Genomic DNA, 14,885 nt, shown 5'->3' with positions numbered 1-14,885 from the left:
GGGGGCTCCTCCAGGGTCATTTGCCACCGCCCGCGACGCTATCGCCGCCACGGGTCAGGTAATAGGCGCCAAGAATCGGCAGCATGGTCACCAGCATCACCAGCATGGCGACAACGTTGGTCACGGGTACGTCGCGCGGGCGGCTGAGCTGGTTGAGCAGCCAGATCGGCAGGGTGCGCTCGTGGCCGGCGGTGAACGTGGTGACGATGATTTCATCGAACGACAAGGCAAAGGCCAGCATGCCGCCCGCCAGTAGTGCCGAGCCGAGGTTGGGCAGGACGATGTAGCGGAAGGTCTGCCAACCGTCGGCGCCGAGGTCCATCGAGGCTTCGATCATGCTTTGCGAGGTACGCCGCAGGCGGGCGATCACGTTGTTGTAGACGATCACCACGCAGAACGTGGCGTGGCCGACTACGATGGTGAACACCCCGGGCTCTATCCCTAACGTCTTGAACGCCGAGAGCAGGGCGAGACCGGTGATGATGCCTGGCAGGGCGATGGGCAGGATCAGCACCAGCGAAATGCTCTCCTTGCCGAAAAAACTGCGCCGGTACAGCGCCGCCGAGGCCAGCGTACCGAGCACCAGTGCGATCAATGTGGCCAGGCAAGCCACCTGCAGCGAAAGCTTGATTGCCTCAAGGACATCGGGCCGGGCGAAGGCGACGTCGATCCACTTCAGGGTAAAGCCCTTGGGCGGGAAGCTGAACGCAGCGTCTTCGGTATTGAAGGCGTACAGGAAGATGATCAGGATCGGGAAGTGCAGGAACAGCAACCCACCCCAGGCCGCCAGGCGCAGCCCTGCAGACGCTTTTTCAGAGTGCATCGAAAGCCCCCAGGCGCTTGACGATGGCCAGGTACACCGCGATCAGCACGATGGGCACCAAGGTGAACGCGGCGGCCATCGGCATGTTGCCTATCGCTCCTTGCTGGGCATAGACCATGCTGCCGATGAAGTAGCCGGGCGGGCCGACCAGTTGCGGCACAATGAAGTCGCCCAGGGTGAGCGAGAAGGTGAAGATCGAGCCGGCGGCGATACCGGGGATCGACAGCGGCAGGATCACCTGCACGAAGGTTTGCCCTGGCCGGGCGCCCAGGTCCGCCGAAGCCTGCAGCAGCGACGGTGGCAAGCGCTCCAGCGAGGCCTGGATCGGCAGGATCATGAACGGCAGCCAGATATACACGAACACCAGGAAGCGCCCCAGGTGCGAAGTCGACAGCGTGCTGCCGCCCACGCCCGGCACGGCCAGCACTGCTTGCAGCAGGCCATCCAGGTGCAGCTGCTGGACGAACCATTGGGTCACGCCGCCCTTGGCCAATAGCAGGGTCCAGGCATAGGTCTTGACGATATAGCTGGCCCACATGGGCATCATCACCGCGATGTAGAAAAACGCCTTGGTCTTGCCGCTGGTGTAGCGCGCCATGTAGTAGGCGATGGGGAAGGCCAGCACCGCGCTGGCCAGCGACACCGCCACCGCCATGCTCAGGGTGCGCAGGATGATGTCGAAGTTCGATGGGTTGAACAGCGCGGCGAAGTTGCCCAGGGTCAGGTCCGGGGTCACCGCCATGGTGAAGTCGTCGAAGGTATAGAAGCCCTGCCACAGCAGGTTCAGCAGCGAGCCCAGGTAAATCGCGCCGAACCAGGTCAGCGGCGGGATCAACAGCAGTGCCAGGTACAGGTTGGGGCGCCGGTACAGCAGGTTGGACAAGCTGCGCAGTGTGCTCATCTCAGCGGTCCTCGGTTTCCTGCAGCACCGTCATGGCCTCGCGGGGCCAGTGCGCCTGCAGCCGTTGCCCGGGCTGCCAGGCCTGCACCTGCTTCTGCCAGCGGTCATTAGCCTGGCTGACTGCCAGCAGTTGGCCGTTGTCCAGCTGCAGTTCGTAGCGTGTGGCGCTGCCTTGGTACTGGACATCACGCAGCACGCCGCTGACCTGTACCTCATGGCTGGTCACTACCGGGTCGCCCAGGCGGATGTGCTCGGGGCGGATGGAGAAGGGCGCAAGGCTGCCGTTGAGCTGCATGGCCAGCTCGCCACGCACCACGTTGGACGTGCCGACGAATTCAGCGACGAAGGTTGTGCTGGGCTTCATGTACAGGTTGCGCGGGGTGTCGACCTGTTCGATACGACCGCGGTTGAACACCGCGACCCGGTCTGACATCGACAGCGCTTCGGTCTGGTCGTGGGTGACGAAGATGAAGGTGATGCCCAGTTGGCGTTGCAGCTTTTTCAGCTCGCCTTGCATCTGTTCGCGCAATTTCAGGTCCAGCGCGCCCAGTGGCTCATCCAGCAGCAGCACCCGCGGCCGGTTGACCAGCGCCCGGGCCAGGGCCACGCGCTGACGCTGGCCGCCAGACAGCTGTGCCGGTTTGCGCGCGCCATAGCCAGCCAGGGCCACCATGGCCAGGGCTTCTTCGGCGCGGCTGTGGCGTTCGGCCTTGCCCACGCCTTTTACCTTCAGGCCATAGGCGATGTTGTCCAGCACGTTCATGTGCGGGAACAGCGCATAGTCCTGAAACACAGTGTTGACGTCACGTTGGTAGGGCGGCATGCCAGCAGCCTCGACCCCTTGGATGCGGATCGACCCGCTGGAGGGTTGCTCGAAGCCCGCGATCAGGCGCAGGCAGGTGGTCTTGCCTGAGCCGGAAGGGCCGAGCATGGAAAAGAACTCGCCATCGATGATGTCGATGCTGACCTGGTCGACGGCCTTGACCTCGCCGAAGGTGCGGGAAACCTGGGTGAACTGGACGGCTAGGGGCATGCTGGGCTCCGGACAACAAGGGTTCTCCTGTGCCGGCCTCTTCGCGGGTGAACCCGCTCCTACGGGAGACGCGCCACCCTTACAGGCGGTGAAGAACCTGTGGGAGCGGGCTTGCCCGCGAAGAGGCCAGCACAGGCATTCAGACAACCTCAGCGACCACCCATGATCGCAATGTAGTCCTGGGTCCAGCGGCTGTACGGCACGAACTTGCCCCCTTGAGCCTGCGGCGTTTTCCAGAAGGCGATCTTGTCGAAGTTGTCGAAACCGTTGGCCTTGCAGCCCTCGGTCCCCAGCAGTTCGCTGCCGGTGCACGCCGCCGGCACAGCCGGCAACGAGCCGAACCAGGCTGCCACATCGCCTTGCACCTTAGGTTGCAACGACCAGTCCATCCATTTGTAGGCGCAGTTGGGGTGCTTGGCCTCGGCGTGCAACATGGTGGTGTCAGCCCAGCCGGTCGCGCCCTCCTTGGGGATGGTGGAGGCCACTGGCTGGTTCTCGGCCTTGAGGCCATTGACCATGTAGCCCCAGGAGCTGGAGGCAACCACGCCTTCATTTTTCACATCGCTCATCTGGACCGTGGCGTCATGCCAATAGCGGTGGATCAGCGGTTGTTGCTGGCGTAGCAGTTCCAGCACGGCCTTGTATTGTGCCTCGTTCAGTTCGTACGGGTCCTTGATGCCCAGTTCGGGCTTGGCCGACTTGAGGTACAGCGCTGCATCGGCGATGTAGATCGGCCCGTCATAGGCTTGCACGCGGCCCTTGTTCGGCTTGCCGTCGGGCAGGTTCTGCGGCTCGAACACCACGCTCCAACTGGTCGGTGCCTGCTTGAAGGTGTTGGTGTTGTACAGCAGCACGTTTGGCCCCCACTGGTACGGCGTGCCGTACACCTGCTTGTCGACCACATACCAGCCACCGTTCTGCAGGCGCGGGTCGATGGTCTTCCAGTTGGAGATCAGGGCGGTGTTGATCGGCTGTACACGCTTGCCTGCAATCAGCCGCAACGATGCATCGCCCGAGGCGGTGACCAGGTCATAGCCGCCCTTGGTCATCAGGCTGACCATCTCGTCCGAGGTGGCGGCCGTTTTCACACTGACCTTGCAGCCGGTTGCCTTTTCGAAACCGGTCACCCAGTCGTAGGCCTTGTCGCTTTCACCGCGTTCGATGTAGCCGGGCCAGGCGACGATGTCCAGGCGCCCCTCGCCGGCCCCGAGGGCCTTGGGCGGTTCGGCGGCCTGCAGGCTGGCGCTGGCCAGCATGGCGCAGGTGGTGGCGCCGAGCAATGCGGTCTTGTGCACTGACATGGTGTTCCCTCTTCTTGGCGATCCTGTTCTGGCAGTCATGAGGCAAGCAGTGAAGCAATCGTTATAAGCGTAGTGCGTGGGTGCGAGGTATTGGCGATATCGAGTCTAGTTGGCTTTTTGCCAGCTAATGCAACATCCGGAAGCAAATCCCTGCATGGCGTGTGCTCCGCCAAGCCTTACTCTGGCGTTTGAATCTTCTTACGTGGAGACGCGCGAATGAATACCCGGGGCTTGCTTGATCAACTCCTCAAATCTGGCCAGCAATTGCTCGAGAAGCAGGGAGGCGCCACCAAGCCTGGCAGCGCGTCAGGCGGGCTTGGCGGGCTATTGTCCGGAGCAGGGGGCGGCCTGTTGGGTGGAGGCGCTCTTGGCCTGTTGCTGGGTAGCAAGAAGGCCCGCAAGTACGGTGGCAAAGCCCTGACGTACGGTGGCCTCGCCGCGCTGGGGGTGCTGGCCTATAAAGCTTACGGCAACTGGCAGGCAAACCAGCGGGTGGCCGCCGCCGAGCCTCAAACCATCGACCGCCTGCCGCCAGCCCAGGCCGAGCAGCACAGCCAGGCAGTACTGCGCGCGCTGGTGGCGGCCGCCAAGTCCGATGGGCATATCGACGAGCGCGAACGGGCGCTGATCGAGGGCGAGTTCACACGCCTGGACAGCGACCGCGAATTGCAGCACTGGCTGCATGCCGAGCTGAACAAGCCGCTGGACCCGGCCGAAGTGGCCCGCGCGGCGCAAACGCCGGAGATGGCTGCCGAGATGTATCTGGCCAGCGTGATGATGGTCGATGAGGATAACTTCATGGAGCGTGCCTACCTGGATGAGCTGGCCCGCCAGCTGCGGCTGGACCCGGGCTTGCGCCAGGCGCTGGAGACCCAGGTGAGGGAGGCCGTTGCGCAGTAGCAGCGTTTGTCACGACATTTTCTGCGTTCGTCAAGCCGAGCGCCGAAAATGTCACGACAAGCACTTGCCAGCTTTTACCCAATCCGCGCATTTCGCCCGATAAACCGTAAGACCTCTGGGCTATACTTCGGCGATTTTTCCCGCTCGTTGTGAATTCCTGAGGGCTGAATGTGAAGAACTGGACCTTGCGCCAACGGATCCTGGCAAGTTTCGCCGTGATCATCGCCATCATGCTGCTGATGATCGTGGCCGCCTACTCGCGGTTGGTGACTATCGAAACCGCCGAAGAGGCGGTGGGGACCGACAGCATTCCCGGCGTCTACTACAGCTCGATGATCCGCAGCGCCTGGGTCGACAGCTACGTCACCAGCCAGCAACTGGTCGGCCTGTCCAACCATCGTGAAATCACTTCGGCCGACCTGGAACTGTTCAGAAACTTCGATAACCGGCTAAAGCAATTCATGGCCAGCTACCAGACCACCATTAAGGACAAGGACGACCAGGCCCGATTTGACAGCTTCGTGCAACTGGAAGAAAACTACCTCAAGATCGTCAACCAGGTGCTGGATGCGTACGCTCAGCACAACTACGACGAAGCCCAACGGCTGATCACCGAGGTCCTCACCCCGGCCTGGATGGATGGGCGCGAGCACCTGAATGACGTGATCGAGAATAATCGGGCCTCTGCCGGTGCCGCCACCAACGAGATCGTCAATGCCGTCAACACGGCCAAGGGCAGCATGTTGGTTTCGCTGTTGTTGGCAATCGTCGCTGCCGGCATCTGCGGCCTGCTGCTGCTACGTGCTATCACGGCGCCCATGCAGCGTATCGTGCATGCCCTCGACAAACTGCGCTCGGGTGATTTGAGCATGCGCCTGAGCCTGGACCGCAAGGACGAATTCGGCGCCATCGAAAGCGGCTTCAACGAAATGGCCGAGGCACTGGCCAACCTGGTGGCCCAGGCCCAACGTTCGTCGGTGCAGGTGACCACTTCGGTCACCGAGATTGCCGCCACGTCCAAGCAGCAGCAGGCCACCGCCACCGAAACGGCCGCCACCACCACCGAAATCGGCGCCACGTCGCGGGAAATCGCCGCCACTTCGCGGGACCTGGTGCGCACCATGACCGAAGTGACTACGGCTGCTGATCAGGCATCCAGTCTGGCAGGCTCCGGGCAGCAGGGCCTGGCACGCATGGAAGAGACCATGCATCAGGTGATGGGCGCTGCCGACCTGGTCAATGCCAAGCTCGGTATCCTCAACGAGAAAGCCAGCAACATCACCCAGATGGTGGTAACCATCGTCAAGGTTGCGGACCAGACCAATCTGCTGTCGCTCAACGCCGCCATCGAAGCGGAAAAGGCCGGCGAATATGGCCGCGGCTTTGCCGTGGTTGCTACCGAAGTGCGCCGCCTGGCCGACCAGACCGCCGTGGCCACCTACGACATCGAGCAGATGGTGCGCGAGATCCAGTCGGCAGTGTCGGCCGGTGTCATGGGGATGGACAAGTTCTCCGAAGAAGTGCGCCGCGGCATGTTCGAGGTGCAGCAGGTGGGCGAGCAACTCAGCCAGATCATTCACCAGGTACAGGCCTTGGCGCCGCGTGTGTTGATGGTCAACGAAGGCATGCAGGCCCAGGCCACTGGTGCCGAGCAGATCAACCAGGCGCTGGCCCAGCTCAGCGATGCCAGCACCCAGACTGTCGAGTCGCTGCGCCAGGCCAGCTATGCCATCGATGAGCTGAGCCAGGTGGCCGCGGGCCTGCGTGGCGGCGTGTCGCGCTTCAAAGTCTGACCGCGATGAACGACTTGCTACTGCGCAACGCGGCGGAGAACACCAAGGGGACGCTGTACCTGCAGTTTCGCATCAGAGAGCAGCGCTTTGCCCTGAGCGTGCACGAGGTGATCGAAGTGCTGCCGCGTCAGCCGCTCAAGCCCATCGCCCAGGCACCTGCCTGGGTCGCGGGTATCCTCGCCCATCGTGGCCAACTGGTACCGGTGATCGACCTTGCCGCACTGAGCTTCGGCCAGGCAGCGGTGCAACGCACCAGCACCCGCCTGGTGCTGGTCCACTATCGAGGCGGTCTGCAGCTTGGCCTGATCCTTGAGCAGGCCACCGAAACCCTGCGTTGCCAACCCGACGAGTTCCAGCCCTACGGGGTGGACACAGGCGAAGCGCCTTATCTGGGCCCGGTGCGCCAGGATGCCCAGGGCCTGCTGCAGCGCATCGAAGTCAATGACCTGCTGCCCGACACCGTGCACCAATTGCTGTACACGCAAGACCCGACAGGGATGCCCACATGAACGAACAGCGTTTCTTCCGCTTCTTGCGCGAGCGTATTGGCCTGGACGTGGAGTCGGTGGGGGCGCCCATGGTCGAACGCGCGCTGCGTCAACGTTGCGTGGCTGCGGGCGCGATGGACCTGGACGATTACTGGCTGCGCCTGCAGCAGTCGGCAGATGAGCAACAGGCGCTGATCGAAGCGGTGATCGTCCCGGAAACCTGGTTTTTCCGTTACCCCGAATCCTTCACTGCGCTGGCCAGCCTGGCCCATAAACGGCTTGCTCAACTGGCTGGCGCGCGCCCGCTGCGATTACTCAGCCTGCCATGTTCTACCGGCGAGGAGCCCTATTCGCTGGCCATGGCCTTGTTTGACGCCGGGATGGGGCCAGGGGCATTCCTTGTCGATGGAATGGACATCAGCCCCAGCTCGGTAGCCAAGGCCGGGCAGGCGGTATATGGGCGCAATGCGTTCCGGGGTAGCGAACTGGGCTTTCGCGAGCGTTACTTCGATGCTCAGGGCGAAGGCCACCGCCTGCATGAACGGGTACGCCAGCAAGTCAGCCTGCGGGTGGGCAATGTGCTTGACCCGGCGCTGGCCAGCCGCGATGGCCTGTATGACTTCGTGTTCTGTCGCAATCTGTTGATCTATTTCGACGTCCCGACTCAACAGCGTGTGTTCGAAGTGCTCAAGCGCTTGCTGCATCCGCAGGGTGTGCTGTTCATCGGCCCGGCTGAAGGCAGCTTGTTGGCGCGCATGGGCATGCGCCCATTGGGGATCGCCCAGTCGTTTGCCTATGTGCGTCACGAAGGCGACAGCCCCCCCTTGGCGGCGGCACCTGCCCAACCCGCCAAGCGTACGTTCACCAGCTTGCCGGCACCGGGTTTTTCGCAGCCCAGTGTGCCGTTGTCTCGTCCTCTGCGTGTGCTGCCGGTGGCGGCCAGGCCAGCGCCAGTCCGCGAGCACAGGCACGAGGGGGCCAGCGAGTTGCTGGCCGACATTGCCCGGCTGGCCAATGCCGGCGCCAGCGAGCAGGCCCGTAGCGCATGCCAGCGCTACCTGAGCCAGTACCCGCCGTCGGCACAGGTGTACTACTGGCTGGGTTTGCTCAGTGATACCGAAGGCGATGCGCAGCAGGCGCTGAACCACTATCGCAAGGCCCTGTACCTGGATCCACAGCACCCCGAGGCGCTGGTGCACCTGGCCGCCTTGCTGGCGGCCCAGGGTGACATGGCCGGCGCTCGGCGCCTTCAGGCGCGCGCGGCGCGGGCTGGCCGGGAGTCTGAACGATGAACAGTGAATCCGCGATGCAGTTGCTCGCCGAGGATGACGCGCACATCGACGACTGTTGGAACCGCATTGGTGTGCGCGGCGACAAGCAGTGCCCACTGCTGGAGCGGCATGTTCATTGCCGCAATTGCGAGGTGTATGCCGCTGCGGCCACGCGTTTGCTCGACCGTTATGCGCTGACGCAGGACCACCAGGCTGCAGCGGTGCAGCCGGACGAGGAAAACACCGGCCATTCCATGCTGCTGTTCCGTCTGGGCGAAGAATGGCTGGCGCTGGCTACCGCTTGCCTGGTCGAGATCGCCCCCTTGCAGGCGGTGCATTCTTTGCCGCACCAGCGCTCGCGGCTGCTGCATGGGGTTGCCAATGTGCGCGGCGCGTTGGTGCCGTGCCTGTCACTGGCTGACTTGCTGGGGGTGCAGGGCGGCGCCCCCGAGCAACGCAGCGTACGGGCGATGCCACGTATGCTGATTCTGGCCGCCGAAGGTGGGCCGGTGGTGATGGCTGTCGAGGAAATCGACGGTATTCACCGGCTCGACCCGCAGTTGCTGGGCAGTGGCCGGGACGCCACACGCTTTACCGCCGCAGTCCTGCAGTGGCGCGGCCGCAGCGTGCGGGTTCTGGACGATCAACACTTACTGTCTGCCCTGCAGCGGAGCCTGTCATGACCCCAGAGCAAATGCGCGACGCATCGTTGCTCGAACTGTTCAGCCTGGAGGCCGAGGCGCAGACCCAAGTGCTCAGCGCTGGCCTGATGGCACTGGAACGCAACCCCACCCAAGCCGACCAGCTCGAGGCGTGCATGCGCGCAGCGCACTCGCTCAAGGGGGCAGCGCGCATTGTCGGGGTGGATGCTGGCGTCAGTGTCGCCCACGTCATGGAGGATTGCCTGGTAGCGGCCCAGGAAGGCCGACTGCGGCTGACCGCCGAGCATATTGACGCGTTGTTGCAAGGTACCGACCTGCTGATGCGTATTGCCACACCCGGCGATGCCGGGGCGCAGGCGACCTTGCCGGTGTTTCTTGCGCAAATGGCCAGCCTGCTCGACGTGGGCGCTTCCGCCATGCCTGCAGTGCCGCTGGCTGCACCCGTGCTGCCGGAACCGCCGCCGGCAACCCTGCCGCCTGCACCCTTGCCATTGCCAGCCCAGGCGCCGGAACCAGAGCCCGAACCAGCCCTGCGGCGCAAGGCTGGCAAGCGCGCTGGCGAAGGTGCCGAGCGGGTTCTGCGTGTCACCGCCGACCGCCTCAATAGCCTGCTTGACCTGTCCAGCAAGTCGCTGGTGGAAACCCAGCGGCTCAAACCGTACCTGGCTACCCTGCAGCGCCTCAAACGCATGCACGGCCAAGGCATGCAGGCACTTGACGGCTTGCGCATGCAACTGGAAGACAGTGGTCAGGGCGGCGAGGTGCTCGAAGCCTTGGCACAGACCCAGCGCCTGCTGGCAGAGACCCAGCAGATTCTGCAGCAGCAGGCGGCCGATCTGGATGAGTTCGGCTGGCAGGCCAGTCAGCGTGCACAGTTGTTGTATGACACTGCCCTGGCCTGCCGGATGCGGCCGTTTGCCGACGTGCTGACCGGGCAAAGCCGCATGGTCCGCGACCTGGGCCGTTCGCTGGGCAAACCGGTGCGGCTGGTGGTGGAAGGAGAGAAGACTCAGGTCGACCGCGATGTGCTGGAAAAGCTCGAAGCCCCGCTGACCCACTTGTTGCGCAATGCCGTCGACCACGGTATCGAATTGCCCGAGCGGCGCTTGCTGGCGGGCAAGCCGGACGAGGGGGTGATCCGACTGCGGGCTTCGCACCAGGCGGGTATGCTCAGCCTGGAACTGATCGACGATGGCGCCGGTATCGACCTGGAGCGCCTGCGCAGCAGCATCGTCGAGCGCGCCCTGTCGCCTGCTGATACGGTGGCGCGGATGAGTGAGGCGGAACTGTTGACGTTCCTGTTCCTGCCTGGTTTCAGCTTGCGTGACAAGGTTACCGAAGTGTCCGGGCGCGGTGTGGGGCTGGATGCGGTGCAGCACTTGATCCGCGAGCTGCGCGGCTCGATCGAGTTGACCCAGGTGGCAGGGCAGGGCTGCCGCTTCCATCTGCAGGTGCCGCTGACCCTCTCGGTCGTTCGCAGTCTGGTGGTCGAGGTGGGTGGTGAGGCTTACGCCTTCCCGCTGGCCCATATCGAACGCACGCTGGAAGTGACCGCCGAGCAGATCGTGCAGATCGAAGGGCGGCAGCATTTCTGGCACGAAGGCCGGCATATTGGCCTGGTGGCGGCCAGCCAGTTGCTCAATCGACCGGCCGGGCAAAGCGACGAAACCAGCCTGCGGGTAGTGGTGATTCGTGAGCGCGAGCAACTGTACGGCGTGGCCGTGGAGCGGTTGGTGGGGGAGCGGGTGCTGGTCGTGATGCCACTCGACCCGCGCCTGGGGAAAGTGCAGGACATTTCCTCCGGTGCCTTGCTCGATGATGGCTCGGTGGTCCTGATTGTCGATGTCGAAGACTTGCTTCGCTCGGTGGAAAAACTGCTCAGTACCGGCAGCCTGGAGCGTATCGAACGCGGCAGCAGCGGAGCCCGTGGTGTGGTTCGCAAACGCATCCTGGTGGTCGACGACTCGCTGACCGTGCGTGAACTGCAGCGCAAGCTGCTGGGCAATCGTGGCTACGACGTGGCGGTGGCGGTGGATGGCATGGATGGCTGGAACGCCCTGCGCAGCGAGGACTTCGACCTGCTGATCACCGACATCGACATGCCGCGCATGGACGGTATCGAGCTGGTTACCTTGGTGCGCCGCGACCAGCGCCTGCAGTCGTTGCCGGTGATGGTGGTGTCCTATAAAGACCGTGAGGAAGACCGACGGCGAGGCCTGGATGCCGGCGCCGACTACTATTTGGCAAAGGCCAGTTTCCACGACGATGCGTTGCTGGATGCTGTGGTGGAGCTGATCGGAGGTGCTCAGGGATGAAGATCGCCATCGTCAATGACATGCCCCTGGCCGTCGAAGCGTTGCGCCGTGCGGTCGCCCTGGAGCCCGCGCACCAGGTCGTGTGGGTAGCCAGCAACGGTGCCGAGGCGGTGCAGCGTTGCACCGAGTTGTTGCCGGACCTGATACTCATGGACCTGATCATGCCGGTGATGGACGGTGTCGAGGCGACCCGACGGATCATGGCCGAAACCCCGTGCGCCATTGTCATCGTCACGGTCGACCGTAAGCAGAACGTACACCGGGTATTCGAGGCCATGGGCCATGGCGCCCTCGATGTGGTCGACACCCCTGCGCTGGGGGCTGGCGATGCCCGCGAAGCGGCGGCGCCATTGCTGCGCAAGATCCTCAATATCGGCTGGCTGGTCGGCCAGCAGCGTACACCTGCCGCAAGGTCGGTGGCGGCACCACTGCGCGAGGCTTCCCAGCGCCGCGGGTTGGTGGCAATCGGGTCTTCGGCGGGGGGGCCAGCAGCACTGGAAGTGTTGCTCAAGGGCTTGCCGGTCGCGTTTCCGGCGGCCATCGTGCTGGTCCAGCATGTGGACCAGGTGTTTGCCGCAGGCATGGCCGAATGGCTCAGCAGCGCAGCAGGCCTGCCGGTGCGACTGGCCCGTGAAGGCGAACCGCCGCGGCCAGGGCAGGTACTCCTGGCCGGTACCAACCACCACATTCGCCTGCTACAGAGCGGCCAACTGGCCTACACTGCCGAACCTGTGAATGAAATCTACCGGCCCTCGATCGATGTGTTCTTCGAGAGCGTGGCACGTTACTGGAATGGTGAAGCCGTGGGCGTGTTGCTCACCGGCATGGGCCGCGACGGTGCCCAGGGCCTGAAGCTGATGCGTCAGCAGGGCTTTCTGACCATTGCCCAGGACCAAGCCAGCAGCGCGGTGTATGGCATGCCCAAGGCTGCTGCGGCTATTGATGCCGCCGTGGAAATCCGCCCGCTGGAACGCATTGCCGGGCGCCTGACTGAATTTTTCGCAAAATGACGAAATGTATTGAATCACGCCGCCAGGCCGGTAGTGATCGGGTGAACAATGATGAATGATTTACCGATCGAAGGTTTCGCGACCACCAACGAGAACTCGGCGATGGTGCTGTTGGTTGACGATCAGGCAATGATCGGCGAAGCGGTGCGGCGTGGCTTGGCCGATGAAGACAACATCGACTTCCACTTCTGTGCCGACCCGCACCAGGCGGTGGCCCAGGCCATGCGCATCAAGCCCACGGTCATTCTTCAAGACCTGATCATGCCAGGCCTGGACGGCTTGACCCTGGTGCGCGAGTACCGCAACAACCCGGTGACCCAGGACATCCCGATCATCGTCCTGTCGACCAAGGAAGACCCGTTGGTCAAGAGTGCGGCATTTGCTGCCGGGGCCAACGATTACCTGGTCAAGCTGCCTGACACCATCGAGCTTGTGGCGCGCATTCGCTACCACTCGCGCTCCTACCTGACACTGTTGCAGCGCGACGAGGCCTACCGTGCCTTGCGCGTCAGCCAGCAGCAGTTGCTGGATTCCAACCTGATGCTGCAGCGGCTGATGAACTCCGATGGCCTGACTGGGCTGTCCAACCGCCGCCACTTCGATGAATACCTGGAGCTGGAGTGGCGGCGGGCGATGCGTGAACAGCAGCAGTTGTCTTTGCTGATGATCGACGTGGACTTCTTCAAAGTCTACAACGACAGCTTTGGCCACCTGGCCGGCGACGAGGCCTTGCGCCAGGTGGCCGAAGCCATTCGCGGCTCGTGTTCGCGGCCGACCGACCTTCCGGCGCGCTATGGCGGTGAAGAGTTCGCCCTGGTGCTGCCCAACACCTCGCCAGGCGGGGCGCGGCTGGTGGCCGAGAAGCTGCGCCAGACCGTGCTGGGCCTGGGTATCCCGCATACTGCGCCAACGGCTGATGCATTTTTGACCGTAAGCATCGGCCTGGCCACCCAGACGCCTGCTATCGGCAGCCACTGTCGGCAGCTGATTTCGGCGGCCGACAAAGGTCTTTACCTGGCCAAGAACGGTGGGCGTAACCAAGTCGGCATCGCCTAAGCACTTGGAGAGGGCGCGGCCGCTCTCACATGAGACCGCGCAGGTTGCCCTAAATACATACGACCGCCCGGCGGGTCTGCCGCCATGCTGCGGACTCGGTTATACTCGCGGGCTTTTCACCGAATTCGCACGAGTAGCCCGCCCATGGAAATCCAACCGATCCTGAACACCATCAAGGACCTCACCGAGCGTTCCCAGTCAATTCGGGGGTATCTTTGACTACGATCACAAGCATGACCGCCTGATCGAAGTCAACCGCGAGCTGGAAGACCCCAACGTCTGGAACAAGCCTGAGTACGCCCAGGCACTGGGCCGCGAGCGTGCCATGCTGGCCCAGGTCGTCGAGACCCTGGACAAACTGTCCAACGGCCTGGGTGACTGCCAGGACCTGCTCGACATGGCCGTCGAAGAAAATGACGAAGGCGCCGTCGGCGACGTCGTGACCGAGCTGGAAAGCCTGGAAGAAAACCTGGCCCAGCTTGAGTTCCGTCGCATGTTCAGCGGCGAGATGGACATGAACAACGCCTACCTGGACATCCAGGCCGGTTCCGGTGGTACCGAAGCGCAGGACTGGGCCAACATCCTGCTGCGCATGTACCTGCGCTGGGCCGACAAGCGTGGTTTCGACGCCACCATCATCGAGCTTTCCGAAGGTGAAGTGGCCGGTATCAAGGGTGCAACCGTGCACATCAAGGGCGAGTACGCCTTCGGCTGGCTGCGCACCGAAATCGGTGTGCACCGCTTGGTGCGCAAGAGCCCGTTCGACTCCGGTGCCCGTCGCCACACGTCGTTCTCGGCGGTGTTCGTATCGCCCGAGATCGACGACAAGGTCGAAATCGAGATCAACCCGTCCGACCTGCGCATCGACACCTACCGCTCCTCCGGTGCCGGTGGTCAGCACGTGAACACCACCGACTCGGCGGTCCGTATCACCCACGTGCCGACCAACACCGTGGTGGCTTGCCAGAACGAACGTTCCCAGCACGCCAACAAGGACACCGCCATGAAAATGTTGCGGGCCAAGTTGTACGAGCTGGAAATGCAGAAGCGCAATGCCGCCTCGCAGGCGCTGGAAGACAGCAAGTCGGACATCGGCTGGGGCCACCAGATTCGCTCCTACGTACTGGATGACTCGCGCATCAAGGACTTGCGTACCGGTGTCGAGCGTAGCGATTGCCAGAAAGTCCTGGACGGCGACCTCGACCAGTATCTGGAAGCGAGCCTCAAGCAGGGCCTGTAATTCGCACCCCCATGCCGCGCTACCTGGCCAGCCGCCGGTAGCGCGTGCCCTGCCCGGAACGGGCAACGAATACCTGATGGAAAGAATGACGA

General features: G+C 63.4%; 13 protein-coding genes. 9 read left to right on the top strand and 4 right to left on the bottom strand.

All coding sequences use genetic code 11. The features are described from left to right. Positions 1–16: 16 nt before the first annotated feature. The 4 genes from ACF8EF_RS21855 to ydcS form a co-directional block, all read right to left on the bottom strand. Positions 17–823, bottom strand: coding sequence for an ABC transporter permease (locus ACF8EF_RS21855; RefSeq protein ID WP_176682718.1), 807 nt, complete (start codon positions 821–823; stop codon positions 17–19). Next, the gene (locus tag ACF8EF_RS21850; protein WP_021784211.1) at positions 813–1,724 is read right to left on the bottom strand and encodes an ABC transporter permease; all 912 of its coding nucleotides are present in this window, start codon (positions 1,722–1,724) and stop codon (positions 813–815) included. The genes ACF8EF_RS21855 and ACF8EF_RS21850 overlap by 11 nt, the downstream gene beginning before the upstream one ends. A 1-nt stretch (position 1,725) precedes the next feature. Continuing rightward, the gene (locus ACF8EF_RS21845; RefSeq protein ID WP_392460526.1) at positions 1,726–2,757 is read right to left on the bottom strand and encodes an ABC transporter ATP-binding protein; all 1,032 of its coding nucleotides are present in this window, start codon (positions 2,755–2,757) and stop codon (positions 1,726–1,728) included. A 149-nt stretch (positions 2,758–2,906) separates the two neighbouring features. Next, on the bottom strand, positions 2,907–4,058 hold the full coding sequence (gene ydcS / locus ACF8EF_RS21840; RefSeq protein WP_392460524.1) for a putative ABC transporter substrate-binding protein YdcS: 1,152 nt from the start codon (positions 4,056–4,058) through the stop codon (positions 2,907–2,909). A 216-nt stretch (positions 4,059–4,274) separates the two neighbouring features. Between ydcS and ACF8EF_RS21835 the strand changes: the two genes are divergently transcribed. The 9 genes from ACF8EF_RS21835 (at position 4,275) to prfB (ending at position 14,793) form a co-directional block, all read left to right on the top strand. Then, positions 4,275–4,958, top strand: a complete 684-nt coding sequence (locus ACF8EF_RS21835) for a tellurite resistance TerB family protein (protein ID WP_176682721.1) — start codon at positions 4,275–4,277, stop codon at positions 4,956–4,958. Positions 4,959–5,128: 170 nt separating this feature from the next. Continuing rightward, entirely contained in the window at positions 5,129–6,751 is a 1,623-nt protein-coding gene (locus ACF8EF_RS21830) for a methyl-accepting chemotaxis protein (protein WP_176682722.1), read from the top strand. Between the two features lie 5 nt (positions 6,752–6,756). Then, complete coding sequence (locus ACF8EF_RS21825; protein ID WP_176682723.1) at positions 6,757–7,260, top strand: chemotaxis protein CheW; 504 nt, start codon at positions 6,757–6,759, stop codon at positions 7,258–7,260. Beyond that, positions 7,257–8,531: a protein-glutamate O-methyltransferase CheR gene (locus ACF8EF_RS21820; RefSeq protein ID WP_176682724.1), complete on the top strand. Its 1,275-nt coding sequence runs from the start codon at positions 7,257–7,259 to the stop codon at positions 8,529–8,531. The genes ACF8EF_RS21825 and ACF8EF_RS21820 overlap by 4 nt, the downstream gene beginning before the upstream one ends. Next, entirely contained in the window at positions 8,528–9,193 is a 666-nt protein-coding gene (locus ACF8EF_RS21815; RefSeq protein WP_209963886.1) for a chemotaxis protein CheW, read from the top strand. Before ACF8EF_RS21820 ends, ACF8EF_RS21815 begins: the two co-directional genes overlap by 4 nt. Continuing rightward, positions 9,190–11,487, top strand: coding sequence for a hybrid sensor histidine kinase/response regulator (locus ACF8EF_RS21810; RefSeq protein ID WP_392460523.1), 2,298 nt, complete (start codon positions 9,190–9,192; stop codon positions 11,485–11,487). Before ACF8EF_RS21815 ends, ACF8EF_RS21810 begins: the two co-directional genes overlap by 4 nt. Then, complete coding sequence (wspF, locus tag ACF8EF_RS21805) at positions 11,484–12,497, top strand: Wsp signal transduction system protein-glutamate methylesterase WspF (RefSeq protein ID WP_176682727.1); 1,014 nt, start codon at positions 11,484–11,486, stop codon at positions 12,495–12,497. Before ACF8EF_RS21810 ends, wspF begins: the two co-directional genes overlap by 4 nt. Before the next feature lie 51 nt (positions 12,498–12,548). After that, positions 12,549–13,553, top strand: coding sequence for a Wsp signal transduction system regulator diguanylate cyclase WspR (gene wspR, locus ACF8EF_RS21800; RefSeq protein ID WP_176682728.1), 1,005 nt, complete (start codon positions 12,549–12,551; stop codon positions 13,551–13,553). 144 nt (positions 13,554–13,697) lie between these two features. Then, positions 13,698–14,793, top strand: a protein-coding gene (prfB, locus tag ACF8EF_RS21795; protein ID WP_061405587.1) for a peptide chain release factor 2 whose coding sequence is annotated in 2 segments (ribosomal slippage) — positions 13,698–13,769 and positions 13,771–14,793 — 1,095 coding nt in all. Because the reading frame shifts where the segments join, the coding sequence is not laid out codon by codon here. Positions 14,794–14,885 lie beyond the last annotated feature (92 nt).

Source organism: Pseudomonas sp. zjy_15 (genome assembly GCF_043101865.1).
GTDB lineage: Bacteria > Pseudomonadota > Gammaproteobacteria > Pseudomonadales > Pseudomonadaceae > Aquipseudomonas > Aquipseudomonas putida_Y.
The sequence above is the reverse complement of the archived record's forward strand: the minus strand, read 5'-3'. Positions and strand labels throughout refer to the sequence as shown.

Coding starts and splice junctions, on each gene's coding strand:
- ACF8EF_RS21855 (WP_176682718.1), bottom strand. CDS start 823: ATGCACTCTGAAAAAGCGTCTGCAGGGCTGCGCCTGGCGGCCTGGGGT.
- ACF8EF_RS21850 (WP_021784211.1), bottom strand. CDS start 1,724: ATGAGCACACTGCGCAGCTTGTCCAACCTGCTGTACCGGCGCCCCAAC.
- ACF8EF_RS21845 (WP_392460526.1), bottom strand. CDS start 2,757: ATGCCCCTAGCCGTCCAGTTCACCCAGGTTTCCCGCACCTTCGGCGAG.
- ydcS (WP_392460524.1), bottom strand. CDS start 4,058: ATGTCAGTGCACAAGACCGCATTGCTCGGCGCCACCACCTGCGCCATG.
- ACF8EF_RS21835 (WP_176682721.1), top strand. CDS start 4,275: ATGAATACCCGGGGCTTGCTTGATCAACTCCTCAAATCTGGCCAGCAA.
- ACF8EF_RS21825 (WP_176682723.1), top strand. CDS start 6,757: ATGAACGACTTGCTACTGCGCAACGCGGCGGAGAACACCAAGGGGACG.
- ACF8EF_RS21820 (WP_176682724.1), top strand. CDS start 7,257: ATGAACGAACAGCGTTTCTTCCGCTTCTTGCGCGAGCGTATTGGCCTG.
- ACF8EF_RS21815 (WP_209963886.1), top strand. CDS start 8,528: ATGAACAGTGAATCCGCGATGCAGTTGCTCGCCGAGGATGACGCGCAC.
- ACF8EF_RS21810 (WP_392460523.1), top strand. CDS start 9,190: ATGACCCCAGAGCAAATGCGCGACGCATCGTTGCTCGAACTGTTCAGC.
- wspF (WP_176682727.1), top strand. CDS start 11,484: ATGAAGATCGCCATCGTCAATGACATGCCCCTGGCCGTCGAAGCGTTG.
- wspR (WP_176682728.1), top strand. CDS start 12,549: ATGAATGATTTACCGATCGAAGGTTTCGCGACCACCAACGAGAACTCG.